At 38.2% G+C, this 26,162-nt stretch carries 28 protein-coding genes; 17 read left to right on the top strand and 11 right to left on the bottom strand.

Annotated features, from left to right (window positions below; all coding sequences use genetic code 11):
* Positions 1-321 precede the first annotated feature (321 nt).
* From R2800_11190 to R2800_11155, 8 genes are all read left to right on the top strand, one after another.
* Positions 322-1,731 (top strand): hypothetical protein, encoded by a 1,410-nt coding sequence (locus tag R2800_11190; protein MEZ5017608.1) that lies wholly within the window; start codon positions 322-324, stop codon positions 1,729-1,731.
* A gap of 70 nt (positions 1,732-1,801) precedes the next feature.
* Positions 1,802-2,311, top strand: coding sequence for a DUF2911 domain-containing protein (locus R2800_11185; protein MEZ5017607.1), 510 nt, complete (start codon positions 1,802-1,804; stop codon positions 2,309-2,311).
* A 266-nt stretch (positions 2,312-2,577) separates the two neighbouring features.
* Positions 2,578-3,456, top strand: a complete 879-nt coding sequence (locus R2800_11180; protein ID MEZ5017606.1) for a flavin reductase family protein — start codon at positions 2,578-2,580, stop codon at positions 3,454-3,456.
* 187 nt (positions 3,457-3,643) lie between these two features.
* Positions 3,644-4,201 (top strand): hypothetical protein, encoded by a 558-nt coding sequence (locus R2800_11175; protein MEZ5017605.1) that lies wholly within the window; start codon positions 3,644-3,646, stop codon positions 4,199-4,201.
* 419 nt (positions 4,202-4,620) lie between these two features.
* Entirely contained in the window at positions 4,621-4,896 is a 276-nt protein-coding gene (locus R2800_11170) for a hypothetical protein (protein ID MEZ5017604.1), read from the top strand.
* A 44-nt stretch (positions 4,897-4,940) separates the two neighbouring features.
* The gene (locus R2800_11165; GenBank protein MEZ5017603.1) at positions 4,941-6,155 is read left to right on the top strand and encodes an SPFH domain-containing protein; all 1,215 of its coding nucleotides are present in this window, start codon (positions 4,941-4,943) and stop codon (positions 6,153-6,155) included.
* Positions 6,156-6,365: 210 nt separating this feature from the next.
* Positions 6,366-6,923, top strand: a complete 558-nt coding sequence (locus tag R2800_11160; protein ID MEZ5017602.1) for a hypothetical protein — start codon at positions 6,366-6,368, stop codon at positions 6,921-6,923.
* A gap of 78 nt (positions 6,924-7,001) precedes the next feature.
* Complete coding sequence (locus R2800_11155; GenBank protein ID MEZ5017601.1) at positions 7,002-7,601, top strand: ribonuclease HII; 600 nt, start codon at positions 7,002-7,004, stop codon at positions 7,599-7,601.
* On the opposite strand, the gene R2800_11150 is transcribed toward R2800_11155, so the two are convergent.
* The 3 genes from R2800_11150 to R2800_11140 are packed head-to-tail and all read right to left on the bottom strand — an operon-like array spanning position 7,594 to position 9,974.
* On the bottom strand, positions 7,594-8,565 hold the full coding sequence (locus R2800_11150) for a HAMP domain-containing sensor histidine kinase (GenBank protein MEZ5017600.1): 972 nt from the start codon (positions 8,563-8,565) through the stop codon (positions 7,594-7,596). The two genes, R2800_11155 and R2800_11150, sit on opposite strands and share 8 nt — an antisense overlap.
* 14 nt (positions 8,566-8,579) lie before the next feature.
* Entirely contained in the window at positions 8,580-9,083 is a 504-nt protein-coding gene (locus tag R2800_11145; GenBank protein MEZ5017599.1) for a gliding motility lipoprotein GldH, read from the bottom strand.
* Between the two features lie 15 nt (positions 9,084-9,098).
* Positions 9,099-9,974 (bottom strand): YicC/YloC family endoribonuclease, encoded by an 876-nt coding sequence (locus R2800_11140; GenBank protein MEZ5017598.1) that lies wholly within the window; start codon positions 9,972-9,974, stop codon positions 9,099-9,101.
* Positions 9,975-10,137: 163 nt separating this feature from the next.
* Here R2800_11140 and R2800_11135 point away from each other — a divergent pair, with 163 nt between their 5' ends.
* Positions 10,138-11,517 (top strand): peptidoglycan DD-metalloendopeptidase family protein, encoded by a 1,380-nt coding sequence (locus R2800_11135; GenBank protein ID MEZ5017597.1) that lies wholly within the window; start codon positions 10,138-10,140, stop codon positions 11,515-11,517.
* A gap of 8 nt (positions 11,518-11,525) precedes the next feature.
* Here R2800_11135 and gpmI read toward each other — a convergent pair whose 3' ends face one another.
* Positions 11,526-13,052 (bottom strand): 2,3-bisphosphoglycerate-independent phosphoglycerate mutase, encoded by a 1,527-nt coding sequence (gene gpmI / locus R2800_11130; GenBank protein MEZ5017596.1) that lies wholly within the window; start codon positions 13,050-13,052, stop codon positions 11,526-11,528.
* Positions 13,053-13,268: 216 nt separating this feature from the next.
* Between gpmI and R2800_11125 the strand changes: the two genes are divergently transcribed.
* Positions 13,269-13,667 carry a DUF4783 domain-containing protein gene (locus R2800_11125; protein MEZ5017595.1) on the top strand — a complete coding sequence of 133 codons (399 nt, stop codon included), beginning with the start codon at positions 13,269-13,271 and terminating at the stop codon, positions 13,665-13,667.
* Between the two features lie 46 nt (positions 13,668-13,713).
* Here R2800_11125 and R2800_11120 read toward each other — a convergent pair whose 3' ends face one another.
* Positions 13,714-15,348 (bottom strand): DUF4139 domain-containing protein, encoded by a 1,635-nt coding sequence (locus R2800_11120; GenBank protein ID MEZ5017594.1) that lies wholly within the window; start codon positions 15,346-15,348, stop codon positions 13,714-13,716.
* Between the two features lie 108 nt (positions 15,349-15,456).
* Entirely contained in the window at positions 15,457-17,754 is a 2,298-nt protein-coding gene (locus R2800_11115; protein MEZ5017593.1) for a 3'-5' exonuclease, read from the bottom strand.
* A 132-nt stretch (positions 17,755-17,886) separates the two neighbouring features.
* On the opposite strand from R2800_11115, the gene R2800_11110 reads away from it, so the two are divergent.
* The 5 genes from R2800_11110 to obgE all read left to right on the top strand — a co-directional run bounded on the left by R2800_11110 (position 17,887) and on the right by obgE (position 22,436).
* On the top strand, positions 17,887-18,888 hold the full coding sequence (locus tag R2800_11110) for a VWA domain-containing protein (protein MEZ5017592.1): 1,002 nt from the start codon (positions 17,887-17,889) through the stop codon (positions 18,886-18,888).
* 9 nt (positions 18,889-18,897) lie between these two features.
* Positions 18,898-19,680, top strand: a complete 783-nt coding sequence (locus tag R2800_11105; GenBank protein MEZ5017591.1) for a tetratricopeptide repeat protein — start codon at positions 18,898-18,900, stop codon at positions 19,678-19,680.
* Between the two features lie 265 nt (positions 19,681-19,945).
* The gene (locus R2800_11100; protein ID MEZ5017590.1) at positions 19,946-20,536 is read left to right on the top strand and encodes a pseudouridine synthase; all 591 of its coding nucleotides are present in this window, start codon (positions 19,946-19,948) and stop codon (positions 20,534-20,536) included.
* 317 nt (positions 20,537-20,853) lie between these two features.
* A complete protein-coding gene (locus R2800_11095) occupies positions 20,854-21,435 on the top strand; it encodes an adenylate kinase (protein ID MEZ5017589.1) in 582 nt (193 codons plus the stop codon).
* Positions 21,435-22,436: a GTPase ObgE gene (gene obgE, locus R2800_11090; protein ID MEZ5017588.1), complete on the top strand. Its 1,002-nt coding sequence runs from the start codon at positions 21,435-21,437 to the stop codon at positions 22,434-22,436. Before R2800_11095 ends, obgE begins: the two co-directional genes overlap by 1 nt.
* Before the next feature lie 54 nt (positions 22,437-22,490).
* Here the strand turns inward: obgE and R2800_11085 are convergent, their stop codons facing one another.
* Positions 22,491-23,153 carry a YceI family protein gene (locus R2800_11085; GenBank protein MEZ5017587.1) on the bottom strand — a complete coding sequence of 221 codons (663 nt, stop codon included), beginning with the start codon at positions 23,151-23,153 and terminating at the stop codon, positions 22,491-22,493.
* 90 nt (positions 23,154-23,243) lie between these two features.
* Here R2800_11085 and R2800_11080 point away from each other — a divergent pair, with 90 nt between their 5' ends.
* Both R2800_11080 and R2800_11075 read left to right on the top strand, forming a co-directional pair.
* Positions 23,244-23,540 carry a rhodanese-like domain-containing protein gene (locus R2800_11080; protein MEZ5017586.1) on the top strand — a complete coding sequence of 99 codons (297 nt, stop codon included), beginning with the start codon at positions 23,244-23,246 and terminating at the stop codon, positions 23,538-23,540.
* A 44-nt stretch (positions 23,541-23,584) separates the two neighbouring features.
* Positions 23,585-23,977, top strand: coding sequence for a hypothetical protein (locus R2800_11075; GenBank protein ID MEZ5017585.1), 393 nt, complete (start codon positions 23,585-23,587; stop codon positions 23,975-23,977).
* An 8-nt stretch (positions 23,978-23,985) separates the two neighbouring features.
* Here the strand turns inward: R2800_11075 and R2800_11070 are convergent, their stop codons facing one another.
* Genes R2800_11070 through dtd form a run of 4 tightly spaced genes read right to left on the bottom strand, consistent with a single transcriptional unit; the run spans position 23,986 to position 26,131 of the window.
* Positions 23,986-24,909, bottom strand: coding sequence for an LD-carboxypeptidase (locus R2800_11070; protein ID MEZ5017584.1), 924 nt, complete (start codon positions 24,907-24,909; stop codon positions 23,986-23,988).
* Between the two features lie 10 nt (positions 24,910-24,919).
* Positions 24,920-25,237, bottom strand: coding sequence for a Rieske 2Fe-2S domain-containing protein (locus tag R2800_11065; protein ID MEZ5017583.1), 318 nt, complete (start codon positions 25,235-25,237; stop codon positions 24,920-24,922).
* The gene (locus tag R2800_11060; protein MEZ5017582.1) at positions 25,234-25,677 is read right to left on the bottom strand and encodes a nucleoside deaminase; all 444 of its coding nucleotides are present in this window, start codon (positions 25,675-25,677) and stop codon (positions 25,234-25,236) included. Before R2800_11060 ends, R2800_11065 begins: the two co-directional genes overlap by 4 nt.
* A 1-nt stretch (position 25,678) precedes the next feature.
* A complete protein-coding gene (dtd, locus tag R2800_11055; GenBank protein ID MEZ5017581.1) occupies positions 25,679-26,131 on the bottom strand; it encodes a D-aminoacyl-tRNA deacylase in 453 nt (150 codons plus the stop codon).
* Between the last annotated feature and the right edge of the window lie 31 nt (positions 26,132-26,162).

Raw genomic sequence — 26,162 nt, 5'->3', positions numbered from 1 at the left:
ATGTTGTTACGAAATGATTATGACTGTGTTATGATAAAGTGAAATACACATGTTATAAACATTTTAATATATGACAATTTGTAAAGTGTTGACTGCTATGTTAAGTATTGTCATAATTGCTGGTGGTAGAGGCACTATTGTTTGAGTTGTCAAAATATTAGTCTAATTTTGTATATCGTAGTGCTGGAGAAATAATTCCTTCATAAAATACAATTCAGTTGTATATTACATAAAATAAGGAATTAGGCACTAGATCACATTCCGCATATAGAGAAATAAGGAGATATCATTAACTATGATTAAATCTCTAAAAGAAGACAAATGGTAACCAATTCATCAGAAAAGGTTAGCTCGACTACTCCGTTTAATGCAAGTTTTTGGAACGCTAAAAGATGGTTTGCCTTCTTGAGTGCGATGCTTGTGTTATGGGTGGCAGTATATCTATATGCACATTCTTCAGCAGGCTATAGTGGTAGCGAATATGTAAGCTTCAATAAGGTGCAAATTAGGCAGCTTAATACAATATTACGCGGGTCGTCATCTACATTACCATTAGCAAATACAGAAGATAATATTAGTAAAGCGGATGAAGATTTGCAGCAGGAAGATTACCCATTGTCAGAGTCGACTACAGCACCGCAGCAGTATAAGGATAATAGTGAAGTAGCCACAACTTGCGATTTGAATTGCAGAACAGAAAAAGCTTTGCTATATGTAAATAGCGAATTTGAACAAGAAGTATCGGAGGGGCAGCTTGAGTTACTCAAAGATTATATCAAAACATTCGGTCCTAGTGATGTAGGAATATTCTTAACTGATTATAAATTAAAAGTAAAGTCATATTTCTGGTTGACAGGGATGTTAGCATATGTAGAAATAGTATTCTGGGTAATCATAGGTGTTATTTGTAGCCTATTATTCTCTTTAGGGAATGCAGTGAGAAAACAAGGAGAAAATGGAAGAGGCTTTAATCCCAATGATATTATCTATCATATTGCTAAAATATTCTATGCACCATTTTCTGCAATTATTATAGTGTTGGCGTATAGTTATTTTAGAAATAATACTACACTAAACATAGATGCTAATGAAGGGGTTATAGTATTTGCATTTATAGCAGGCTTATACTCAGGTAGGGTAATGGGCTTTTTGGATAAGGTAAAGCAACTATTGCTTCCTGGAACTAACGGTGCTCAAAAAGAAGAGATAAAGTATGTACAGCCAGCTATCTCTCCTGTAGTGGAGCAACCTGTTGTAAAGCAAATGACGCCAACTACGGTAGCACCTAAGCAAGAAGTAGTAGCTGAAAAGGTGATAACAGATAGGGATATATTAGAGGAGATGAATAAAGATTATACGCCTCAACCTGTTGAGAAAAAGAAAGGTGATGATGCTGAAATAGAGGAGGTGGATATTGACCTTAAGCTTGATTTTAGTGGTTTGTTTGATGATGAGAAAAATGAGCTTCAACAAAAAGGTTTTAGTAAAGCAATTGTTACCCTGCATAATGTGAACGGTAAGGATATTATACCGGCACGTAAACATGATGATGATACCTCAACATTTGTAGCTAGTGATGTTAAGCCGGGTATTTATATAGCCAGAGCTACATTGTCTCAACGCTTGAAAGACGACCATATTATTAACCTGTTTGGTGAAAAAACAGCTTATGTTACTATAGACAAGCCTGGTTTAGAGTTGTTTGTAAAAAAATATGAGTCTGTAGAGTAGCAAGTTATTTTTTACTGATAGTGTACTAAAAGCAATAACTTTGAGTTATTAAGATGTACTAGTTGGTATAATGAAGCATTTTCTCTCGGCATTTATCGCTTTAATCTTTATATATAGTTCTGTTGCGGGGCAGGAGAAAAAATTGCTTAGCCCAAAAGCTGTTGCAGAAGGAGAGCATATTGAGATTACCTATGGTCAGCCATCAAAAAGAGGTAGGGTTATATTCGGTAATCTTGTACCGTATGATTCCGTATGGCGTACGGGTGCTAACGAGGCTACAGAAATTGTATTCCAAAAAGACTGTGAACTCGCAGGAGAGTTCATAAAAGCAGGTAGATATACATTATTTACTATTCCATCTAAAGATAGTTGGCTGATCATTATTAATGCCCAGTTGGGTCAATGGGGAGCCTATGAGTATGAGAAATATAAACTCAAGGATCTACTAAAGGCTTCAGTGCCTTCATATAGGCTAAAGTATACTTCTGAAAAACTAGTATATACCATTAACGCTTCGTCTATAAGAATAGAGTGGGATGACACCGGGGTATGCATTCCTTACAGGATTATTAACCCTTAGTTAGTCTTTTCCTGTTCATCCTATTTATTTCCCGTTTCGTCTTATTTGAGTTCTCAGTATTCAAAAGCTATTATACTTTTACATCAGCTTCTTAATTGAAGCATATTCCTGAGAGCATAGGAGTAAACATAGGTAAACGGCAAAAAATCGCGGCGCATCTTTCATGTGCTGCGATTATTTTTTATAGCCATATCAACACCTTATATGTGATAATCACATTTTAGATTGTTATTTTGCCCTTCTAGCAACAAATTAGCTTTCGGAATATGAAAATCGTACCAGGAGAAATAAAAACAAGTTTATTACATAGTTACCTTTTAGGTTCTGTAGCACCAAGGCCTATATGTTTTGCCAGTACAATAGACGAAAATGGTAATCCTAATTTGTCTCCTTTTAGCTTCTTTAACGTTTTCGGGAGCAAGCCTCCAATATTAATATTCTCGCCTGCCAGAAGAGTGCGTAACAATACTATTAAGCATACTTTAGAAAATGCTATAGCAACAAAAGAGGTAGTTATTAATATAGTGAATTATGATATTGTACAACAGATGAGTTTATCTAGTTGTGAATATCCTGACGGCGTTAATGAGTTTGAGAAAAGTGGTTTAACGCCTATTGCTTCGGATATGGTGGCACCATTTAGGGTGAAAGAAGCACCAGTGCAAATAGAGTGTAGGGTAAATGAGGTGATAGCTACAGGAGAAGAAGGTGGAGCAGGTAATCTTATCATTTGTGAGGTGCTATGTATGCATGTAAATGATGAGGTGTTGGATGAGCAAGGAAATATAGACCCTCATAAAATAGATCTAGTAGCCCGCATGGGTGCCAATTATTATTGCAGAGCATCAGGTAATGCAGTTTTCGAAGTGGCAAAACCCAATACGGATCTGGGAGTAGGTGTAGATGCCCTGCCAGATATGATAAAGAACAGCAAAGTACTTAGTGGAAACGATCTGGGTATTTTAGGTAACTGTACAAGCATCCCGCATGTAGAAGCAGATTTTGTAGATACAAAAGCAAACATGATAATTGCAGAACACGCCACTGATGATAACGTTAGAACGGAAGAACTTCATAAATACGCTAAAGAACTGATAGCTGCTGGAGATATAAATGCAGCATGGCAAGTATTGCTGATAAAGTAATAGTCTTTACTATGTATAACTACGAAGCCTCGCTATTAGCGAGGCTTTTTCATTTGTTAAACGGTGGTTAACCAGTTGCAAACGTAGGGTTAACATAGCCTTATTTTTTCTCTTATCTGTATCGCGGTTGCATCTTTACATCATCAAAGGAACAAACAACAATCACAAACAAACAAAAACAACAATTATGAAAAAGATCATCGCAATCGCAGCATTAGTTTCTCTAGGTTTCACAGCATCAGCTGATGAGGGTAACGCTAACAGTTCAGCTTCACAAACAGTAAAGCTAGCTTTAAGCAACGCTATCGAAATTACTTTCACTGGAACTGGTAATGCTACAGGTTCTGACGTAACTATCCCTTTCACAACTGTTAACGACTACGCTAACGGTGTTGAGACTAGCGCTCAAGAACTTAAGGTTCGTTCTAATAAAAACTTCACAGTTGCAGTAAAAACTAACGCTGCTAACTTCTCATACAGTGGTTCTACTTCTCCTGCTCCTATCATGCCTGTTTCTGGTGTTCTTGGAGTGATGGTTTCTGCTAACAACACTGGTGGTAGCATCGGTGCTAACTTCTCTAGCTCTGCTTACAACACTTTGACTAGCTCTAACCAAGACTTGATCACTGACGGTGACCGTGGTGGTAACCAAACTTTCTCTGTAAAGTACAAGGCTACTCCTGGTTTCGCTTACCCTGCAGGTACTTACACTGTAGATGTAGTATACACTGCTACTCAAGACTAAGAAAAATTTTCATGGTGATAGGTTAAGTGGGAGTCTCTAAGGAGACTCCTTTTTTGTATTTCAATTTTAAGGAAATATAGATGCAACAAGCATTTCCGTAAATGACACATAAACGTCATAAAGTTTATTTGTTGCGATAGAGAATTTTTAGTATATTTGCCCTATTATGAAACCGCCGTAACTACATATTCGCTTTCTCCTATTGGCTATCTACAGTCAATATAGTCTTACATATACACGTAGTTACTCCAACTAATTTCCTAGCAAAAAATTATAACTGAAGATCAACTCTTCGGTTCAACAACTATCTACCACATATATGTATGTGATGCACTAGCCGCAATACGCTTGTGTACCAGCCTTAGTATTGCCTCAATGGTCATATCTCTATTTTATTCACTTTGCTAAATGCTATGTATATGCTAAAAGCTATGATAGTAGTAGTGCTCGGTACGGCAGTATCGCTACTACTAGTAACACAAATAATACTGCCTCTGTTCGTTAGCGAGCTGCGTTTGTTTTGGTTGTTCACCAAAGGTAGCAGGGATGATATTGTTATCCCTCAAGCAGAAACACCATATGACGACCTGAACGATAAAGCTCAGGAAGCTAAAGAACAATACAAAAACGTGAAGAACATTATAAAAACACAAAAGAAAAAGCTGGACCGAATAGATAAGGCCAGTGAGCTATAACAATATTATTAACTAATCAACCTAACTAAAACAATATTTATTAAATGAAAGAAAGAATTAAAAAAGTATCACTACGTAAGAAAATATGGGGTGTTATGCTAGCCGTAATACTCCTAGTAACCTTAGGTTCTATCAATGCATTATTTGAAGATGTGGATGCTGGACAGATCGTAGTCATTCAAGCGCCTATTACTGGTAAGTTATCAGTATATACACAACCCGGATGGGTAGGCCAGTGGTTTGGTAAGGCTACACATTATGAAAAGTCTGCTCAATTCTGGTTTAACAACGACGAGGGTAAAAAAGTAAATGGTACAGGTGCTATTAAGGCACGCTGGAACGATGCTGGTGAAGCTTTTATTAGTGGATCTGCTCGTTATAAATTACCATTGGAGACTTCTAAAATGATTGAACTACACAGTATCTATGGCTCACAAGAAGCAATAGAAAAAGAACTAATAGAAACCAATGTGCGCAAAGCCGTATATATGACAGGTCCGTTGATGAGCTCAAAAGAGTCTTATGCTGAAAAGCGTAGCTACTTGATACAGCTTATAGAAGACCAAGCCAATAAAGGTGTATATCAAACTATACAGAAAGATGTGAAAACTGTTGACCCAATAAGTGGTCAGGAAAAAACAATCACCATCGTTGAAGTACAATATGATAGCACTGGGCATATACTAAGACAAGAGATATCTCCATTAGTAGATTATGGAGTAACCCTAAGCAACTTTGCTATTGAAGGTATTGTATATGATGCGAAGGTAGAGTCTCAGATAGAAGCACAGCGTAAAGCAACAATGGAGGTGCAAACCGCTATGGCAAAAGCAAAAGAAGCTGAACAGCGTGCTCTAACAGTAGAAAAAGAGGGTGAAGCAGATGCTGCACAAGCTAAATGGGAACAAGAGGTTATTGCTGCAAAACAAATCACCCAGGCAGAGATGCGTCGTAAGGTAGCGGAGGAGGATGTAAAGACCGCTGAACTGGAAAAAAGGAAAGCGATTCTTGAAGGTGAGGGTGAAGCGGCTAAAAAACGCCTAGTGATGCAAGCCGACGGTGCCTTGAAACAAAAGCTAGATGCTTGGCTGAAAGCTGAAGAAATGAAATGGAACGCCTTCGCACAGTTTAAAGGTAACTTGGTACCTATGTACCAAAGTGGTATGGATGGTAAAAATAGTACCAACGCCATGCAGTATATGGAAATCATGGGTATCAAAGCCATGAAAGATATATCTCTAGACATGCAAACCAAATAATCCTGCCCCTAGCCCTATAATGATATACATAGCAGCCCTACGGGGCTGCTTTTCTTATTTAAAGCATCAAATCCATTTGTTAAACGGTGGTTAACCAGTTGCAAACGTAGGGTTAACATAGCCTTATTTTTTCTCTTATCTGTATCGCGGTTGCATCTTTACATCATCAAAGGAACAAACAACAATCACAAACAAACAAAAACAACAATTATGAAAAAGATCATCGCAATCGCAGCATTAGTTTCTCTAGGTTTCGCAGCTTCAGCTGACGAGGGTAACGCTAACAGTTCAGCTTCACAAACAGTAAAGCTAGCTTTGAGCAACGCTATCGAAATTACTTTCACTGGAACTGGTAATGCTACAGGTTCTGACGTAACTATCCCTTTCACAACTGTTAATGACTACGCTAACGGTGTTGAGACTAGCGCTCAAGAACTTAAGGTTCGTTCTAATAAAAACTTCACAGTTGCAGTAAAAACTAACGCTGCTAACTTCTCATACAGTGGTTCTACTTCTCCTGCTCCTGTAATGCCTGTTTCTGGTGTTCTTGGAGTGATGGTTTCTGCTAACAATACTGGTGGTAGCATCGGTGCTAACTTCTCTAGCTCTGCTTACAACACTTTGACTAGCTCTAACCAAGACTTGATCACTGACGGTGACCGTGGTGGTAACCAAACTTTCTCTGTAAAGTACAAAGCTACTCCTGGTTTCGCTTACCCTGCAGGTACTTACACTGTAGATGTAGTATACACTGCTACTCAAGACTAAGAATTTTAAAGAGTCTCTCTCTTATCCCTTATATACAGAAGGGCCCTATTTAGGGCCTTTTTTTTATTTTGTGCTCCTATGCTGAAAAGCCATTTTAAAAAGGGAGTAATAGAAGCAGGCTGCGATGAAGCAGGTAGAGGCTGTTTAGCGGGTCCTGTATTTGCAGCTGCTGTAATTTTGCCAGAAGGATTTTATCATGAGTTACTTAATGATAGTAAGCAAATAGCGGAAAGGGATAGGGATATGTTACGACCTATAATAGAAAAAGAAGCGATAGCGTGGAGTGTGGCAAAGGTAGAGCATGATGAAATAGATGAAATAAACATTTTGAATGCTTCCTTCAAGGCTATGCATAAAGCAATAGAAACACTAAAAACAACCCCGGAATTATTGCTAATAGATGGTAATAGGTTTGCACCTTATTTAGGCATACCACACCAGTGTATTGTGAAGGGGGATTCCTTATATATGTCTATAGCTGCAGCAAGTATATTGGCCAAGACGCATAGGGATGAATGCATGATGTCTATGCATGAGCAGTACCCAATGTATGGTTGGGATAGTAATAAGGGTTATGGTACAATAAAGCACAGGCGAGAGTTAGTAATTCATGGTAGCTCGCCATATCATAGAAAAACATTTAAGTGGAAAGCACCTCCTAGTAAGGCTACTAAGTAGTCATTGGTAAGCATATCTCAAATATACTTCCTTGAGGTTCGTTGTCTTTCACAGCTATTTTGCCTTTGTGCTGCTTCACTATTTTTGAAGTAAGATATAACCCTAGTCCTGTACCTTTTGTCTTTCTAGTCTCTTCTCTACCTACTCTGTAAAACTTATTAAAGACTTTGTTTTTTTCATCTTCATGTATGCCAATACCTAGGTCTTTTACTTCTATTACAGCATAGTTGTTCTTAGTGGATAGCACACATTCTATCTCTGTACCAGCAGGGCTGTATTTTATGGCATTTTCCAATAAGTTGTTTATTGCCATTTGTATCAATGTTCTATCTCCTGTAACATATTTATCATCATAGTTACTCAGCTTAAAGCGGTCTGGGTATCTGTCGGCATAGTCGTGCAAACTATCTGCTACTAATTCGGATAAGTTAAAGTTGTCTTTTGCGGCCTTGTACTGTCTGCCTTCTATGCGCGATACCATTAGCATATTATTACACAAATCATTAAGCCTATTCGCCTCAAATACGGAACGTTCTATAAGCATTTTCTTTTTATCGCTCGGTAGTTCATGACGCTCTAGTGTTTGCAGGTTAAGTTTTATACCTGCAATTGGGGATTTGAGTTCATGGGTAACCGCTAATATAAAATTGTTCTGTTGTCGAGATAGTCTCATACTTCTACGAAATGAAGAATAAACAACAGCAGCGCCAATAAGTATAATGATCAAGAAGGTAGAACCTTCTCCCCAGTATTGTTTGGTTCTGGAAGATTTTGTTTCCTCAAGCGCGGCAACCTTATTGTCATAGAGTGCCTTGTTTACATTACTGTCTATTTCTGCAGTTAATATGGATTTTTCTAGCTCATAAATACGAGTGCTTTGCTGTTGTAGGCTAAAGCCCCAAAACAGAATAGCTGATATAATATATGCTAGTAGTAATAAGTGGACGGTAGTAAAATAACGCATAGTGCACCAGTTAGTTACTGTGTACTAAAGTTACGCTTTGTATCCTTTTCCACACGTAGGCCAATATTTAGAATTTCTGATAGGGGATTAATACGCATATTTTGTTCAAACTGAATTTCATAAGTGCCTATTTGGTTAAATATCATGGGCTTATCGTTTCGAGTGATGGGCATGCGTTGTTCCCAAATTTCTCCCATGCCTCTGCCAAACCACTTACCACTATGATCGGTAAGGGGTATTTCAATACGAGATCTTTGGAAGGTTGTATCGTTAGGTTGTTTGGTATTGATCCATACCCATATGTTTGAATAAGGGTAGGCATCAGTATGCCTGATGATAAAATATAAATGATAGGGTGCTGTAGTGTCAGTTATTTCAAACTTGAAAGAAGGGTCGAAGTCATAATCCCAAGCATTATTAGGCACATTATACTCCTTCTGATAATATGGAGAGGGTAGGCAACCAGACAACAACAGGATGGTAACTAGTAATGATAGTATAATATGTTTTGACTGCATGGAGTAAATGTATACTTATAGAATATTCAATATTTGTTCCTTCGCTTTTTCTAGTTCATCTTTCATGTTGATGACTAATTGTTGTATGCCCGCATGGTTAGCCTTAGCGCCTAGAGTGTTTATTTCCCTACCTATTTCTTGTAAAATAAAACCAAGCACTTTGCCTTTTATCACATCATCTTTTTCTACGGTTTCCTGAAAGTAGATACAGTGTTGCTTCAATCTTGTTTTTTCTTCTGAGAAATCGATACGCTCTAAGTAATAGATCATTTCCTGTTCAAAACGGTTCTGATCCACTTTATCTTTGCCCAACATCTCTGTGAGAGAATTGTTGAGTTTAGTACGCACCTTTTCGGTTCTTTCTGCTTCAAGAGGTATGATATCTTCCAATAGGGCCTCTATATTGCTAATGCGGGTGCGCATATCTTTATAAAGTGCTTCCCCTTCATTTTTTCTATGTTCCATCAGGTTGGCAGCCGCTTTTTCTATAAGCGCTTTTACTTGCTCCCATTCTTCTTCAGGCAGCATGTCTTGCTCTGTGGCTACAACCTCTGGCATGCGCATAAGTGTAGATAGTATATTATCCTCGGCTATGCTCAGCTTTTTTGCTATTTGCTGCATACTTTGATAATAAAAAACCGCTAATTCGGTATTTACCGTCATTGGTCTTGTAGCGCCGTCTTGTTTAATGCTAACGGTCAGGTCTATATTCCCTCTTTTTAAAGAGCGACTTAGTAGCGTTCTTATATCCAGTTCGTAAGCACGTAGTATGGGAGACAGCTTTTGCCCAACTTCAAATTGTTTACCATTTAAAGATTTCATCTCTACGATCACCTGTCGGCTGTTGATGGTAGCTTCTGCCCTGCCGAAACCTGTCATTGAATATAGCATGTATCTACTTCTTTAACGACAAAGAAAAAACAAACTGTGGTCAATAAAAAGTTATAAGATGCTGTTTATAGAAAAAAGAGTAAAAATCATCATAAAAAACTGCTCAATACTTAGATAGGGACTATATTTAGTTATTTTTGTTGCTTTAGAAAACCTGATATTCATGCGTACTCTTGCCACGCTATTTTTCTTGGCCTTTTCCCTAGTTGCTTCTGCACAGCAGCCTTCGCGTGCTGAGCTGGAAAAGAGACGTTCGGATATTTTAAAGGATATAAAAGAAACGCAGGCACAGTTAGAAGCTACAAAGAAAGATACCCGCGTGACGATGGGGCAGCTTCGCGCTATTAAGAATAAGCTGTATAAGCGTCAAAAGCTCATCAACAATATCAATTTGGAGATGAAGCAGCTAGATAATAGCATCAAAGGCTCTACGGATGAGATAGGTGATCTAAGGAAGAAGCTGGGAGTATTGAAAATGCGCTATGCACAGTCTGTTAGGTATGCTTATAAGAGCAGGAGCTCTTATGATATGTTATCCTTCCTATTTTCTTCTGATGATTTCAATGAAGCTTTAAGGAGGTTAAAATACCTGAAAAAATACCGTGATTTCAGAAAGGATCAGGCGGAGCAAATACGCCTGACACAAGTAAAGCTCGAAGATCAAATAAAGACGCTCAACTCTGAAAGGGATAAAAAAGATGAACTTTTGGCTGCAGAAGAAAAACAAAGACAAGCAGTACAGGAAGAACGTGACCAGACAGATGAAATGGTGCGCCAACTAAAAGGAAGAGAAAAGGAGCTTTTAGCTAAAATAAATAAGAACAAAGTTGCCGCTAAGAAGTTAGATAATGCGGTACAAGAGATCATACGAAGAGAGATAGAGATAGCTAGAAAAAAGGCAGCAGAAGAGGAGAGAAGACGTAAAGAAGAAGAAGCTAGAAGGCTGCAACAAGAAAAAGAAAGACAAGCAGCGCTTGCTGCTGCCAAGAGCATTAATGATGTAGGAAATGGTAGTAACGTAACAGTAACCAATAGTGCCCCCAAACCTAAGCCTGCAGAAACTGCGCCGCCAAAGTCTACAAAGCCTGTAAGGACTTTCAACCACCCTATGACGCCAGAGGCTACAGCACTATCTAATGATTTTGCCAATAATAAAGGTAAGCTGCCTTGGCCTGTAGAAAAGGGATATATCGCTATTAAGTTTGGTAAATATCAGCACCCTATTGCCGAAAAGGTGGAGATGGATAATAACGGAATTGATATAGGTACTGATCCCGGTGCTCCGGCGAGGGCTGTCTTTAATGGTACGGTTACTAATGTTCTGTTTATTGACGATATGGGTTGGAATGTTATTATCAATCATGGGCACTATTTTACATTATACTCCCGCCTTTCCAAGGTAACTGTAAAGAAAGGAGATAAAGTTGCCACTAAACAAACTATTGGTAAAGTAGACATTAATGATGAAGGGGAAAGCTTCATCAACTTCCAAGTATGGAGTGGTGCTAACAAGACCAATCCTGAGCTTTGGATCGCACGATAGTAAATACTCTAATCAGTCAATACATCACCCGTCATATCCTCAGGAATACGTATCCCCATGTGTTTTAAAATAGTTGGGGCTAGGTCTCCTAGCTTACCAGGATCTACAGTTCCATTAAAGTCGTTGTCTATGACAAACAGAGGCACAGGGTTTAGTGTATGTGCTGTGTTTGGTGTACCATCTTCATTAACTAATAGATCAGAGTTGCCATGGTCTGCAGTAAGGAATATAGTATAGTTTTTTCCCAAAGCAGCTGGTACTAATTGACCAACGCAATGGTCTACAGTTTCTGCGGCTTTTATAGCCGCTTCCCACACACCTGTATGTCCTACCATGTCGGCATTAGCGAAGTTTAGGCAAATAAAATCAGCAGATTCGTTTTTTATTTCAGGTAAAATAAGTGCTGTTAATTCGTGTGCACTCATTTCAGGTTTTTCATCATAAGTAGCCACATCTTTTGGCGAGTCAGCCATCAATCTTTTTTCACCTTCAAATGGTAGTTCTCTACCACCTGAGAAGAAGAAGGTAACGTGCGGGTATTTCTCCGTTTCTGCAATGCGGATCTGCTTTTTGCCATTTTTTTCTAATACTTCACCAAGGGTGTTGTTAAGATTGTCTTTATGAAAAATGACATTGACATTTTTATAGGTCTTATCGTACTCCGTCATGGTTACATAATGCAAGTCAAGAGGAGTCATACCTTGTTCGGGAAAAGCTTGTTGTGTTAAAGCAATGGTTATTTCCCTGCATCTATCCGTACGGAAGTTAAAACATACAACTACATCGCCATCTTTTATATTGGCAATAGGTTGTCCATCGTTACCAGTAACTATAATAGGTTGGATAAACTCATCTGTAACATCATTATTATAAGATGCTTGTATAGCCTCAAGCGGACTAGTTGTTTTTTGTCCTTCACCTTTTGTTAGTGCCTTATATGCAAGTGCTACTCTTTCCCAGCGCTTGTCTCTATCCATAGCATAGTATCTACCACAGATAGTAGCCAATTGTGCCCCTGTTTTCTCCAAATGTGGGAGCAGGTCTTTTATGTAACCATATCCGCCTTTAGGATCGGTATCTCTACCATCGGTAAAAGCATGTACTGCCGTATGAGGTACTCCATTATCCTTAGCAAGGCTGCATAAAGCTTTCAAATGGTTGGTATGGGAATGCACCCCCCCATCGCTCACTAATCCTATATAGTGTAGCGTGCTATTATTGGCTTTAGCCTTATCAAAAGCAGCCAATAAGGCAGGGTTTTTGTCGATTTCCTTATCTCTTATGGCTACATTAATACGTTGTAGCTCTTGGTAGACAATCCTGCCTGCGCCTATATTTAGGTGTCCTACTTCAGAATTGCCCATTTGCCCTTCAGGCAGCCCCACCGCTTCGCCACAAGTAATGAGTTCAGAGTTGGGATATTTGTCATATAAAGAAGAAACAAATGGCGTGTTTGCATTGGCAATGGCATCAGTCTTTTTGTTCTGACCGTGACCCCACCCGTCCATAATAATGAGCATTACTTTTTTCGACATGGAAGCAAAAGTACAATTTCAGCCAATTTTCATTGATATATCCTTAGTTTTAATGTGATAAATTGATATATAACTAATTGATAAAAAACTGTATATTTAGTACCCTTTTAGTAAAGCTTATGTGAAATATTAAACAATAAGTTAAAAAACGGGTGTTTTGGCAAGTTTTTTGCAGTATTAAAATTTGCTAAATGAGCAGAAGAGTCTGTAGAAAGAATGAAACAGTTATTAAAGAAAATAGTAATCACAATATTATGCTCCGTATTCGTAGCAACATCGGCACAAGCCGATGAGCTTGAGGACGTTGTGAACTATGTGCGTACGGGAAATGTTACTGGTATGGGCAAATACTTTGATAAAGTAGTGGCTATTACCATTAATAATAATCAAGCATCTTACAGCGATGCGCAGGCAGAGATCATATTAAAAGATTTTTTTAATAAAAATGCCGTTAAAGATTTTAAAGTAATACAGAGTAGTGCCAATGCAGGACCAAAAACCAAATACGCAATTGGTAATCTGATAACATCTAACGGTAATTACCAATTATATGTGGTAATGAAAGTGTTGGATAACAAATTTATACTCCGAGAAATTAGATTTGAAAAGAAATAGAAAAAGCCTCACATTTTGTGAGGCTTTTTTATGAATCTATCGCTTCTTATAAATTAATGTTTTTGCCTTTAGGATACTTGACCGTGAAACCTAAGTCTAGCTTTTGTGTTTCATTGGCTTTTATATTTAGTTTCCAGGTAACGGCACCAGTAGTTTCGTTATAGTTAGCACCTTTGTATTTCTTATCCTCTATTACTATATCCTTATCGTTACTTATCGGTATTTGGTCTAGCAGGGTTATGTTTAAAGGTTCGTTTCTTGTATTACGAACACTTATAGCATAGTTGTAGTTTTTCTTGACATTAGTTCCTATCGTACGTTCGCTACGTAAGTGTTTTTCACACTCTCTACGAATTATTACCTTCTTATCTCTACCTAGTGATAGTGTCATTGTGTCTTTTACATTACGGACATCAATATACCCTTGCCCTACATAGGTGTCTTCAAAGAAAATATTGGTTTGTGCAGGCAGTAGATTTAGATCTTCCCAGTCTGTTACTTGTGCTTGAAGGAAAGCGTCCCTGTCAATTTTAGGTACTGCATAGTAACGATATGTAGCGGGTAGTTCATGTTTTTTGATAGCCACAGTTTGTTTTTGCCCATTGCTTAAAATGGTATAAGGTAGGTCTATATCAAACGATGTGGCAATGCCGCTGTTGTCTACTTGTACAAAATCATTGATACTACTTGGAGCAGCTTCATTGATCGCTATTTCTCTGTCGTAGCTGCTCAAGCTTTTGGCTTCTGCCATGTCTGCGTTATACTTACCGGCACCCGAACCATTGTTATAGGCATTGTTTCTATAGTTAATAGGACGAGGCGTATAGAAGGCTAAGCGCCAAGGGTGCATTACCGGAGCTTGCGCTCCCTCGTTAGGGTTGCCTGTAGAAAGAGATAGCTTTACGTTATTCCAACTTACACCACTGTTTTGATATACATGTGCTTTGTAGAATAGTTGTACCGGAGCATTTATTTTATCTACACGTAGGTCATAAGTAGGTGTCCATCCTGCGTTCGGTACTACATAAGATATGTGAACATTAGTAGTAGTAGCCTTGGTGGCATAAAACTTCACCAATAACTGACCACCTGGTTGAAATCCCTTGTTCTTTTCTTGTTGTAGCTGTTGGTTTAGCTTTTTGATAAGCTGGTCTGCGTCTTTTACTTTGATAGCTAATGCATCTTTTTCATTAAGAAGAGCACCCATCCTGTTTTTGACTAAGTCAAGCATTTTTTGCAACTCTACTACCGATAGCCCCTTATCCTCACCAGTTACTTTTCTATTCTGACTAAGTATGGCCACTTGTTCATTAATCACACTCAGCTCATTATTGTACCTATTGCGTTTGTTCTGTACCAGTTCAATACTATCCTTTATTTCTTGTGCACGTGGTGATAGATTATCATCAACTAAATAGTTGTTTTGAAAAGTGGCAGATTGCACCACTACACCATTAGAAGCACCAATATTCAGACTTTGTTCATTGACATTGCCAGCAATATTGGTAAATAATATTTCTGATTCCCCTTTAGGAATGCTTGTGTTAGTAGTGCTGGTAAGCTCTGCACCTCTGAGAAATACTGTTGCTTCTTTAATGTCTACACGCACTTGTTTTTGGGCGTGGGATGTGGTATTGGCCAGAAAGCTAGCTAGAAGAAATACCAAGATGGATATACGCATAGTTTAGTTTTTTGTTTTGAGGTGCAATGAGAATAGCCTTTCCATAAAAAAAGCTCCTTATTAAGGAGCTTTTAACATATTAAAGGTAACTGTAACGAATGTGATTCGTCACCTAACTATCTTAATCTTAGCGTAGTTGAGCATTATTTTTTTAGTACCATGTCCTTCTTGAAACTCTATTGTAGCTATTCTATTATTAGCACCACCCTCAATGCTTGTTATTTTCCCAAAGCCAAATTTGATATGTTCAATATCCATTCCTACTTCCATTTCCATCGGGTCGTCAGCTTTAAAATCGGCAGCAGGGCTGTGAGCAGGAGGTGCTTTTTGATTTAGTTTATCAGCTAATTTTTTTAATGAAGGAGCTTTGTCAAAAGATTTATTTCTGCCAAGTCTGTTGCCAAAAGAGCCAACTGATCCAGTTGCAGTACTGTTCATACCTGTATAGGTACGGTCTAGGTATTGTTCCGGTATCTCGTCTATAAACCTACTTGGTTCATTTTGTACTAAATTTCCAAATCTGTAGCGACTATTAGCATAAGTCACCCATAGCTTTTCTTTAGCGCGGGTGGTGCTCACATAAAACAAGCGGCGCTCTTCCTCCAGATCGGCTCTGTCGTACATGCTCATAGCACTTGGAAAGAGGTTTTCTTCCAATCCAACAGAGAAGACGCATGGAAACTCCAGACCTTTAGCGGCGTGTATGGTCATCAGTTTTACAGTATCCTGATCTTCTTCATTCTCATTATCTGCATCAGTAAGTAGCGATATTTGTTGTAAGTAGCTACCTAAAGATTTGTCTTTTAATTCTCCTTCTTCATCTGGCGTTTCTGTAAACTCTTTTATTGAGTTAAGTAACTCCTGTACGTTTTCATATCGAGCTAGACCTTCTACTGATTTGTCGTTGTATAGATCTTGTACTAAACCTGTATGTTTACCAACAGCGAAGGCAACATCGTATGCGTTTTGCTTTTCTAATAAGGTTTGAAAACTCTTAACCATTATCACAAAGTTTTCAATGGCATTACTAGCGGCACCTTTTAATCCTGCTGATTGAGGTGTTTGTAATACATCCCATAGAGTAACGTTGTGCTCATTGGCTACAACTATCATACGCTCCAAGCTGGTTTTTCCAATACCTCTTGCAGGGTAGTTGATAATGCGTTTTAGGTTCTCTTCGTCTTGTTTGTTAACGATAAGACGTAGATAAGCTAGGTAGTCCTTGATCTCCTTACGTTGATAGAAAGAAACACCACCATATAGTTTATAGGGGATATTCATCCTACGGAGACTTTCTTCAAAGGAACGGCTTTGCGCATTGGTACGGTAAAGTATGGCAAAGTCTTTATTGGCATAGTGGTTGCGCAATTTCATTTCTGTTATTGCATCAGCAATGAAGCGTCCTTCGTCATTATCAGTCAGTGTACGTACGAGCTTTATTTTGTCACCAAGGCTATTGTCTGTCCAAAGGTCTTTAGGTATCTGGTTTTTATTGTTAGATATAATTGTATTGGCAACATTAAGAATAGATTGGGTGCTTCTATAGTTTTGTTCCAGCTTTACCACCTTTACATCCTCATAGTCGTCTTGAAACTGTAGAATGTTTTGCACGGTAGCTCCACGGAAAGAATAGATACTTTGTGCATCATCACCTACTACGCATATGTTTTCGTGTACTGCCCCAAGCATTTTTATTATTTGATACTGTGCCAAGTTGGTATCTTGATACTCATCTATTAGTATGAACTTGAAGCGGTGTTGGTACTTAGCTAGCACTTCCGGTACTCTAGATAAAAGAATGAACATATTAAAGAGTAGATCGTCAAAGTCCATAGCCCCGTTTCTAAAGCAACGCTTAGCATACTGTTCATATATTTCGCCAATTAGTGGCCTGCTACTTCTAGCATCTTCTTGTTGTATAAAAGTATCTTGCTTATACGTGTTATAGTCAATTAAGCCATTTTTAGCAGCAGATATACGGTTGTAGATGTAATTAGGCTTATAGTGCTTGTCGTCAAGGTTCATTGCCTTGACAATTGTTTTGATGACATTTTTAGCGTCATCGGTATCATATATTGTAAAGTTGTTAGGGTAACCAAGTTTATCGGCTTCGGCACGGAGTATTTTTGCGAATACAGAGTGGAAAGTACCTATGTATAAATTACGAGCTTCAGAATTGCCTAATATGAGTTCGATACGTTCTTTCATTTCCTTTGCTGCTTTGTTGGTAAAAGTCAGCGCGAGTATATTAAACGCATCCACACCTTGCCCCATTAGGTGGGCTATACGTGTAGTTAATACCTTGGTTTTTCCACTACCGGCACCAGCAACGATCATTATTGGTCCCTCAATATGTTCTACGGCTATTTTTTGTTGTTCATTAAGCCCCTTCAGATATTCCTGCATGATTGCAAATCTACATTATTGCGCATCAATTAGTACTGTCTGTGGATTGTGTGTTAAAGAAATTAAAAATCATGAGCTATAATGCTCATAAATAACTTACAAGGTTAAATTTGCAGTTGTTCTATTTTATATATGTTACGCTTTCAGCACATATCACATTTAGGTTTGCTTATAGCCATTCCATTATTGGTACTGCTATTTGTATGGATGGTATATTGGCGCAAAAAAAAGCAACAAGGGCTAGGAGAAGAAAGGCTCATAAAGACACAACTGCTCGGTGCTATACCCGGTAGGCTTACGCTCAAGTTCACACTAATGACACTGGCATTGGCAATAGCTATTATAGGCTGGGCTAACTTGCAGATGGGTGCCAATACTGAAAAAGTTGAGCGTAGTGGCGTGGATGTGATCATAGCGCTAGACGTGAGTAAAAGTATGTTAGCCAAAGACATACAACCGGATAGGCTTACTAGAGCTAAGCAGCTGGTATTGTCAATGATGGATAAGATGAGCAACGATCGTGTAGCTTTGGTTGTATTTGCTGGACGAGCTTATCTACAAGTGCCACTTACCATAGATTATAGTGCTATGCGCATGATGTTGCAAAATGCCGGTCCTGATCTGGTACCTACTCAAGGTACTGTAATAGGTGATGCTGTAGATCTTGCTATGAAGTCATTTTCTCAAAAAGAGAAAAAATACAAATCGCTAATAGTTATATCCGATGGTGAAGACCATGATGAGAATGCCAAAGAGAAAGTAAAGGAGGCTGCAGAAACAGGGGTTGTTGTACATACTGTAGGTGTGGGTTCAAGAGATGGTACGACAATATTTGATCCCGCTACTAAGTCCATTAAGCTTGATGATGATGGGAATCCTGTTATTAGCAAGCTGAATGAAGATGCCTTGAAAGATATAGCCACTTATGGCAGAGGAACATATACCTACTTGACCAATACAAACCGTGCAGCGAGTAAGCTTGTAGATGAGCTTAACGGTATGGAGCAAAAGAAGCTAGGGTCTGTAGTGTTTGTTGACTACGCCAGCTATTTCCAGTATTTTTTACTGATTGCATTGATCATCTTAATCATTGAATGGTTCTTGCCAGCGGGTAAGTTGAAAACTAAAAAATAGTGTAGCCGAATGAAGACTTTACGTATTATATTATTATCTCTTGTAGCTTGTTTAGCAACGTACACTCACGCGCAGGCACAGTATAGTAATAAACAAGTACGAGAAGGTAATAAGCTATACAAAGAAGGGAAGTATAAAGAAGCTACAGAAGAGTATCAAAAAGCTATAACGCTATTCCCTAATAATAAGGATGGTTGGTTTAACTATGGTAACTCTTTATACAAACAAAAAAAGTATGATGAGACTAGAAAAGTAATGGAAGGCTTTTCTAAAACTACAACAGATACAGGTGCATATGCAGAGGCTGCTTATAACATAGGTAATACCTATATGGAAGAAAAGAAATGGGCAGAAGCCGCTAAGTTTTATAAAGAAGCTTTAAGGAAAAACCCTCAGGATGCGGATGCTAAATACAACCTTTCTTACGCTTTAGAGATGCTTAAGAAACAAAATGGAGGTGGTGGAGGAAAAGATAAGAACAAAGACAAAAAAGACAAGGACGACAAAAATAAAAAGGATAAGAACGAAGACAAGCAAGATAAAAAAGAAGACAAAAAAGAGCAGGATAAAAAAGACGAAAACAAAGAAGGTAAAGAGGACGAACAAGATAAACAACAGCAACAAAAAGATAAACAAGAGCAACAGGATAAGAAGCCACAATCTATGCCCAGTAAGCTTTCTAAGCAACAAGCTGAACAGCTACTAAATGCTTTGCAGCAAGAAGAAAAGAAGTTGCAAGACAAGATGAAGAAGGGAAAAGGTGTGCCAATAAAAGTAGATAAGGATTGGTAACTGTTACACAGTTTTAAAGTTTACGTTTTTATTTTTCTCGGTTGATAATTGTTGATAAGTTGTGAATAGTATGAAGCAACATTTCTCAACGATCAAAAAAAAACACAAGTTTATTTTTTAGTAGCAAATTTTATTTTTAATATTGTGTTAGGATTGTGCTTACTAACCCATCCTAATAAAAGTTCGGCAGTTATCAAACTTAGCCGGACTTTTTTGTTTTTAGTAACTTCCGTTCTTATTTAGTACATCACTTATCTTATTTTTTATGGAGTTTGAGTATATAGTTTTTTACAAACCATTTCAAGTGCTTTCTCAATTTTCAAAAGAAGGTGATAAAGAAACATTGGCAGATTATTTAAAAGATATTCCAAAAGATGTGTACCCTGTAGGCAGGTTAGATTATGATACGGAAGGTTTATTATTACTTACCAATGATAAGAGTATAAATAATAAATTACTTAATCCTGAATTTGGACATGAGCGTACTTATTTAATTCAGGTTGATAACGATATTACAGAGGAGGCAATACAAGAATTAAGAGAAGGCGTTACCATTTCTATTAATGGTAAGCCATATCATACTAAAAAGGCAAGAGCAAAAAAATTAGAAATACCTCCCATAGTTTATGATAGAAATCCGCCAATAAGAGTTAGAAAAAATATCCCAACCTCATGGGTATCATTAACACTTACTGAAGGGAAAAACAGGCAGGTAAAAAAGATGACCGCAGCAGTAGGATACCCTACACTTCGTTTAATAAGACATAGCATAGGAAAGCTGACCATAGATAATATAGCCCCAGGAGATTATATAAAAATGGACGGTAGCATTAAGTCCTTGATTTTTAAGAAATAATGCTTTTTGTGGAAAAGTAGGGCGTTAAATACCAGTTTGGCATATATTATTTTCTTATATTGTTATTAAAATATAGGGGATGATTAAGACAATGTTACTTTCTTTTTTGATGTTATTATTAGGCATCAAATCCTACGGAACGTCGGACAGTAGGGCAAAAGCAGCTAAAAAATAACTGATTATATAAGCAGTAAACCACACTAAACGGAGTTGGTTTTAACAATATCTTGCATAAAAAACACCTTAAATATGGGTAAGAGCAAGAACATATCCGCGCGGATGCTTATTTTTGTGCTTCTTAACATTTTAAAGAATTTATGTTCAACTTGATTTTATTTGGCCCTCCGGGGAGTGGAAAAGGAACACAATCAGCTACTATCACCGAAAAGTATAACCTATTACACATATCTACCGGCGACCTTTTGCGTAGCGAGGTAGGTAATCAAACACCTTTAGGTGTTGAAGCTAAAAAGTATATGGACCAAGGTATGTTGGTGCCTGACGAGGTGGTGATAGGAATGATCAGCAGTAAAATAGATGAGCATCAAGATGCTCGTGGTTTTATATTCGATGGCTTCCCACGTACAAAAGCACAGGCCGAAGCTTTAGACAAGTTATTGGAGTTTAAAGAAACGCAAATAGATCTATTACTATCCTTAGAGGTGAGTAAAGAAGAGCTTGTAAAGCGTTTAGTAGAAAGAGGTAAAACTTCTGGAAGGTCTGATGATAATGAGGAGGTAGCTAATAAGCGTATTGAGGTTTACAGAGCTGAAACTGCACCTGTAGCTGAATATTATAATCAAAAGGGAAAACTGGAGATTGTTAAAGGCGAAGGGTCTATCGATGAGATATTCGGTAAGCTAAGTAAAGAGATAGATAAATATCTGCAACCAGCATAGTGGAGAAGGGAAATTTCGTTGACTACATACGGGTATTCTGTCGTTCCGGAAAAGGGGGCGCGGGAAGCATGCACTTTGCACGTACCAAATACAATCCAATGGCAGGGCCAGATGGAGGTGATGGTGGTAGAGGAGGGCATGTCATATTACGTGGTAATGCCAACTTGTGGACATTATTGCACCTTAGGTACCAGAAGAACATTCTTGCTGAAAATGGTACCAACGGTAGTAAGAATAATTGTACAGGAAAAGATGGTGCTGATATAATTATAGATGTGCCTCTAGGTACTGTAGCTAAGGATGAAGAAACAGGCGAGGTAGAGCTAGAGATATTGGAAGATGGTGAAGAGAAGATATGGATGCGAGGAGGTAGAGGTGGCCAAGGTAACCTGCACTATGTTACCGCTACACGTCAAGCTCCAGAGTATGCGCAACCTGGTGAAGAAGGTGTAGAAGGTTGGAAGTACCTCGAGCTGAAGATATTGGCAGATGTTGGTTTGGTAGGTTTCCCTAATGCAGGCAAGTCTACATTACTATCTACAATAAGTGCCGCCAAACCTAAAATTGCTAACTACGCATTTACTACACTCACCCCGCAGTTGGGTATGGTGCCTTATAGAGATGAACGTTCCTTTTGTGTAGCAGATTTGCCGGGTATTATAGAGGGAGCAGCGGAAGGTAAAGGTTTAGGACATCGTTTCTTAAGACATATTGAGCGTAACTCTGTTTTGTTATTTCTTATTCCTGCTGATAGTGACGATCACAAAAAAGAATTCGATATTCTTTTAAATGAATTAAAGGAATATAATCCCGAGTTACTAGATAAAGACATCATCCTAGCTATTAGTAAGAGTGATATGTTGGATGATGAATTGAAAGAAGAGATATCATCAGTATTGCCCAAAGACATACCACATGTGTTCATATCCTCTGTGGCTCAGCAAGGGCTATCAGAGCTAAAGGATAAGCTCTGGGAAGCTATTAATAAAGAAATTGAATAAAAAAAGAGGCGCTACTTAATAAGAGCGCCTCTATAGTATAAACTAGAACTGAAATTACATTTGGTGTTCTGCCACTAAGTGTACTTGTAGGTTCACTGTTGGGCGGATGAACTTATCACCTAAGCTCTCGTCGTTACCATATACCATACCAAATTGAGTACGATCGATATTGAAGTTAGCGTCTGCTATAATGTTTCCCTCACCCATTACTACTTTTGCAGGGAAGGTAATGCTCTTAGTTACATCTTTTAAAGTAAGATTACCTGTAACCATATGTGTAGCATCTTTCATCACTAAGTCTTCTGTTTGCTCAACACCTGCTGTTACACCTGTGATTTCGAATTTTCCAGTAGGAAATTCCTCTGCTTTAAAGAAGTCTTCACTTAGAAGGTGGCCAGTAAGTTTTGCATTGTATTCGTCGTTTTGGTCATCAGACGAAAGGCTTTTGATGTCCATAACAAAGCTACCGCCTGTTAGTTGGTCGCCAGATACTATCAATGTACCATTTTGAACCTTAACAGTACCGTGATGAGTACCTACTGGTTTAGTACCGATCCACTCTACAACTGTTTGGTCAGTGTTTGCGGTGTATTCAGTACCTTCTACATTTGATACTTCTTGTGCTTCAGATGCTTCTGCGCTATCTGCTTTAGGAGCATCTTGACAAGATGCTAAAAATAAACTTGCTGCTGTAATAGTTAATAATAAACGTTTCATGTATCTACATTAATTGTTTGAACAGCAAATGTACGAATAATGGTATTACGGAAATGTTAAACTAACTTAGCATTTATTGATAAGGCTATAATGAAAAACATAACTCCTTTAGAATTAAAGAGTTGGATTGACAAAGATAAGGCTTTTATACTAATTGACGTTAGAGAGCAGTGGGAGCATGATGCTTACAATATAGGAGGGCAGTTAATACCCGTAAACGAATTGACAAGAAGGATTAGTGAAATACCTACTACGGGAGATATAGTATTATATTGTGAAAAGGGTATACGTAGTGTAATAGCCATACAGAAACTGGAAATTAAAGGGTTAACTAATATCTACAATTTGTCGGGGGGGATGAAACGCTGGAAGGAGGAAATTAAATAAGTATCCTTTTTTTAATAAAAGTCTTACAGTAAAAAGATACATGAATGCTAAAAAGAATTCCATTTCGTTTTGCGGTAAATACTATGCTGTTTTTATTGTCAGCAATATTAGTCTACCATTTTCTGATCGTCGCACAGCTTATTCCCTATGAGGCAACATGGGGAGGGCGATTGAAAACGGAGCAAGAGATGTATCGTTTTGAATCGGTATCTATAATCTTAAACCTTGCTATAGCTTTTATAATAGCTGTAAAAGGGGGGTATATAAAAAGAATCGTTCCCGGAAAGCTTATTACTTTTTTATTATGGTTGATAGCTGCACTCTTTGCCTTAAATACAATAGGTAATATTACCTCTATTAATAATTTAGAAGCGATCATTTTTACCCCAGTTACATTGTTGTTTGCAGTATTATGTGTAAGGATAGCAGTAGAATAACTAATATACTACATGGTTAATAGGTTATTCATCTCCAAGTGAGCACCTTGTTCTGTCACGTTCAGTTTATGCTTCATACCCAGTGACAAGGTGTAGTTCTCATTTATATGTCCGCAAGGAAAACCAAAACAAACAGGATAGTCATAGTCTTTTACTTTATCCCAGATAATTTCTTCTACAGTTTGGCCGAAAGGTCGGTCGGTATCTTCCATTTCTGTAAAGCCACCAACGATTAATCCTTTTAAATTATGTAGTTTGCCTGCTCGTTTTAGAGTAAGCATCATACGGTCTACTTTGTATAAATGCTCACCGATATCTTCAATGAATAGAATTTTACCAAAGGTGTCAATGTCTGAAGCAGAGCCTACCAAGTGACTTAATATTGCTAAGTTGCCACCCACTAAAGGGGCTTCTGCTACACCCCATCTATCATACTTATTAGGGTCGGTATGATAATGTAGTGATACGCCTGTCAAAGCAGCATAGAAGTTCTTTAAATGATCGCTATTGATAGTATCGGGTGTAAAGGCGCCACACATAGGGCTATGCAGGGTGGGTATTTGGAACTGCTTGCTAATGTGGCTATGTAAAACCGTAATATCACTAAAGCCACAGATCCATTTAGGTTGTGCTAGAAATTTGGTAAAATCTATTTGGTCAATAATTCTACTCATGCCATAGCCTCCTCTACCCATTAGTATGGCATCGATGTTAGGGTTGTTCAGCATGGATTGAAGGTCAGCCAGCCGTTCTCCATCAGTGCCTGAGAAATAATGATATTCATTCCCAACAGTATTGCCAACCACTACTTCAAAGCCCCATAGTTTTAAAGTTTCTACAGCAAAGCTTATCCTGTCATGAGATACATAACCTGATGGGCAAGTAATACCTACTACTGAACCTCTTTTTAAATATGCCGGTGTTTTCATCATTATTCCTCTTTTATAATCCTATGTGTACTATACCTGCTCTTATTTCAACAGGGAAGGTTTTTAGTTTATAACCTTCACCACTCACGTTTCTGCCATTAACTGGGTCAAATTTATATTTGTGTAACGGGCAGGTGATATGTCCTCTAGCATCTAGCCAGCCATCACAGAAGCGTGCACTCGCATGAGGGCAGGTAGCAGCAAAAGCATATAGTGTTGGTCCTTTTCTTAAGATGCCAATTGTCTTGTCGCCAACCGTCGTCTCTATAGGTTGGTTCTCTTCCAGTTCTTCTATTATTATATGTTCTGCCTTATGCCAGTTGTATATCATCGCTTAGCTGCAAAAAAGTCTTTCATTAATTGTGCACACTCTTTAGCTAAAATACCATTGCTCAATTGTGTTTTTGGGTGAAAGGGCCAGTTTTCTCCTGTTGTTTTTTGATAGCCATTTTTAGTATCTGAAGCACCGTAAACGATACGTCCTATTTTAGACCAATACAAAGCTCCACAACACATGAGGCAAGGTTCTAGCGTAACGTACAGCGTAGCTTCAGGCAGATATTTGCTGCCAATGCTATTGAAGGCTGAAGTAAGAGCGATCATTTCTGCATGAGCTGTACTGTCTGTTAACTGCTCTGTTTGGTTATGACCACGTGCTATTATTTTTGTACCCCATACTACCACTGCACCTACAGGAACCTCATCGGCATCGAAAGCAAGCTGAGCTTCCCTAAGGGCTTCCTTCATAAAATAATCGTCATCAAAAATCATATCATTCCTTATTCTTAGTATCCATTGTTATAGTTACAGGGCCATCATTGACTAATGCCACTTTCATGTCTGCTCCAAAGGTACCTGTTGCTACCTGCTTAGCAATGAGTAGTGATAGCTGTTTAACAAAATACTCATAAAGTGGTATTGCCTGCTCAGGTCTTGCAGCTTTAATAAAAGAAGGGCGATTTCCTTTTTTGTAAGCAGCATGTAGAGTAAATTGGCTCACTACCAAGGCATTGCCACTGGCATCTTTTATGTCTTTATTCATTAGCCCTTCCTCATCAGCAAATACTCTTAGTTTCGATATCTTTTGACAAAGCCAGTCAGCATCTTCTTCTTTATCCTCTGTTTCTATACCTAGCAGTATAACAAATCCTTGCTGGATGGATGATTTTTCTACACTATCAATAGTAACACTGGCTTTAGATACTCTTTGTATGACAACACGCATACCACAAAAGTGCAAATGATTTTGGATATTG

Origin of the sequence: Flavipsychrobacter sp. (assembly GCA_041392855.1) — a bacterium.
In the GTDB taxonomy this organism is placed as follows: Bacteria; Bacteroidota; Bacteroidia; order Chitinophagales; family Chitinophagaceae; genus UBA5543.
This window is presented reverse-complemented; position numbering and strand designations above follow the sequence as displayed.

What these genes read in the sequence shown, in the direction of transcription:
- R2800_11190 (MEZ5017608.1), top strand. Translation starts at nt 322, where the DNA reads ATGGTAACCAATTCATCAGAAAAGGTTAGCTCGACTACTCCGTTTAAT.
- R2800_11185 (MEZ5017607.1), top strand. Translation starts at nt 1,802, where the DNA reads ATGAAGCATTTTCTCTCGGCATTTATCGCTTTAATCTTTATATATAGT.
- R2800_11180 (MEZ5017606.1), top strand. Translation starts at nt 2,578, where the DNA reads ATGAAAATCGTACCAGGAGAAATAAAAACAAGTTTATTACATAGTTAC.
- R2800_11175 (MEZ5017605.1), top strand. Translation starts at nt 3,644, where the DNA reads ATGAAAAAGATCATCGCAATCGCAGCATTAGTTTCTCTAGGTTTCACA.
- R2800_11170 (MEZ5017604.1), top strand. Translation starts at nt 4,621, where the DNA reads ATGCTAAAAGCTATGATAGTAGTAGTGCTCGGTACGGCAGTATCGCTA.
- R2800_11165 (MEZ5017603.1), top strand. Translation starts at nt 4,941, where the DNA reads ATGAAAGAAAGAATTAAAAAAGTATCACTACGTAAGAAAATATGGGGT.
- R2800_11160 (MEZ5017602.1), top strand. Translation starts at nt 6,366, where the DNA reads ATGAAAAAGATCATCGCAATCGCAGCATTAGTTTCTCTAGGTTTCGCA.
- R2800_11155 (MEZ5017601.1), top strand. Translation starts at nt 7,002, where the DNA reads ATGCTGAAAAGCCATTTTAAAAAGGGAGTAATAGAAGCAGGCTGCGAT.
- R2800_11150 (MEZ5017600.1), bottom strand. Translation starts at nt 8,565, where the DNA reads ATGCGTTATTTTACTACCGTCCACTTATTACTACTAGCATATATTATA.
- R2800_11145 (MEZ5017599.1), bottom strand. Translation starts at nt 9,083, where the DNA reads ATGCAGTCAAAACATATTATACTATCATTACTAGTTACCATCCTGTTG.
- R2800_11140 (MEZ5017598.1), bottom strand. Translation starts at nt 9,974, where the DNA reads ATGCTATATTCAATGACAGGTTTCGGCAGGGCAGAAGCTACCATCAAC.
- R2800_11135 (MEZ5017597.1), top strand. Translation starts at nt 10,138, where the DNA reads ATGCGTACTCTTGCCACGCTATTTTTCTTGGCCTTTTCCCTAGTTGCT.
- gpmI (MEZ5017596.1), bottom strand. Translation starts at nt 13,052, where the DNA reads ATGTCGAAAAAAGTAATGCTCATTATTATGGACGGGTGGGGTCACGGT.
- R2800_11125 (MEZ5017595.1), top strand. Translation starts at nt 13,269, where the DNA reads ATGAAACAGTTATTAAAGAAAATAGTAATCACAATATTATGCTCCGTA.
- R2800_11120 (MEZ5017594.1), bottom strand. Translation starts at nt 15,348, where the DNA reads ATGCGTATATCCATCTTGGTATTTCTTCTAGCTAGCTTTCTGGCCAAT.
- R2800_11115 (MEZ5017593.1), bottom strand. Translation starts at nt 17,754, where the DNA reads ATGCAGGAATATCTGAAGGGGCTTAATGAACAACAAAAAATAGCCGTA.
- R2800_11110 (MEZ5017592.1), top strand. Translation starts at nt 17,887, where the DNA reads ATGTTACGCTTTCAGCACATATCACATTTAGGTTTGCTTATAGCCATT.
- R2800_11105 (MEZ5017591.1), top strand. Translation starts at nt 18,898, where the DNA reads ATGAAGACTTTACGTATTATATTATTATCTCTTGTAGCTTGTTTAGCA.
- R2800_11100 (MEZ5017590.1), top strand. Translation starts at nt 19,946, where the DNA reads ATGGAGTTTGAGTATATAGTTTTTTACAAACCATTTCAAGTGCTTTCT.
- R2800_11095 (MEZ5017589.1), top strand. Translation starts at nt 20,854, where the DNA reads ATGTTCAACTTGATTTTATTTGGCCCTCCGGGGAGTGGAAAAGGAACA.
- R2800_11085 (MEZ5017587.1), bottom strand. Translation starts at nt 23,153, where the DNA reads ATGAAACGTTTATTATTAACTATTACAGCAGCAAGTTTATTTTTAGCA.
- R2800_11080 (MEZ5017586.1), top strand. Translation starts at nt 23,244, where the DNA reads ATGAAAAACATAACTCCTTTAGAATTAAAGAGTTGGATTGACAAAGAT.
- R2800_11075 (MEZ5017585.1), top strand. Translation starts at nt 23,585, where the DNA reads ATGCTAAAAAGAATTCCATTTCGTTTTGCGGTAAATACTATGCTGTTT.
- R2800_11070 (MEZ5017584.1), bottom strand. Translation starts at nt 24,909, where the DNA reads ATGATGAAAACACCGGCATATTTAAAAAGAGGTTCAGTAGTAGGTATT.
- R2800_11065 (MEZ5017583.1), bottom strand. Translation starts at nt 25,237, where the DNA reads ATGATATACAACTGGCATAAGGCAGAACATATAATAATAGAAGAACTG.
- R2800_11060 (MEZ5017582.1), bottom strand. Translation starts at nt 25,677, where the DNA reads ATGATTTTTGATGACGATTATTTTATGAAGGAAGCCCTTAGGGAAGCT.
- dtd (MEZ5017581.1), bottom strand. Translation starts at nt 26,131, where the DNA reads ATGCGTGTTGTCATACAAAGAGTATCTAAAGCCAGTGTTACTATTGAT.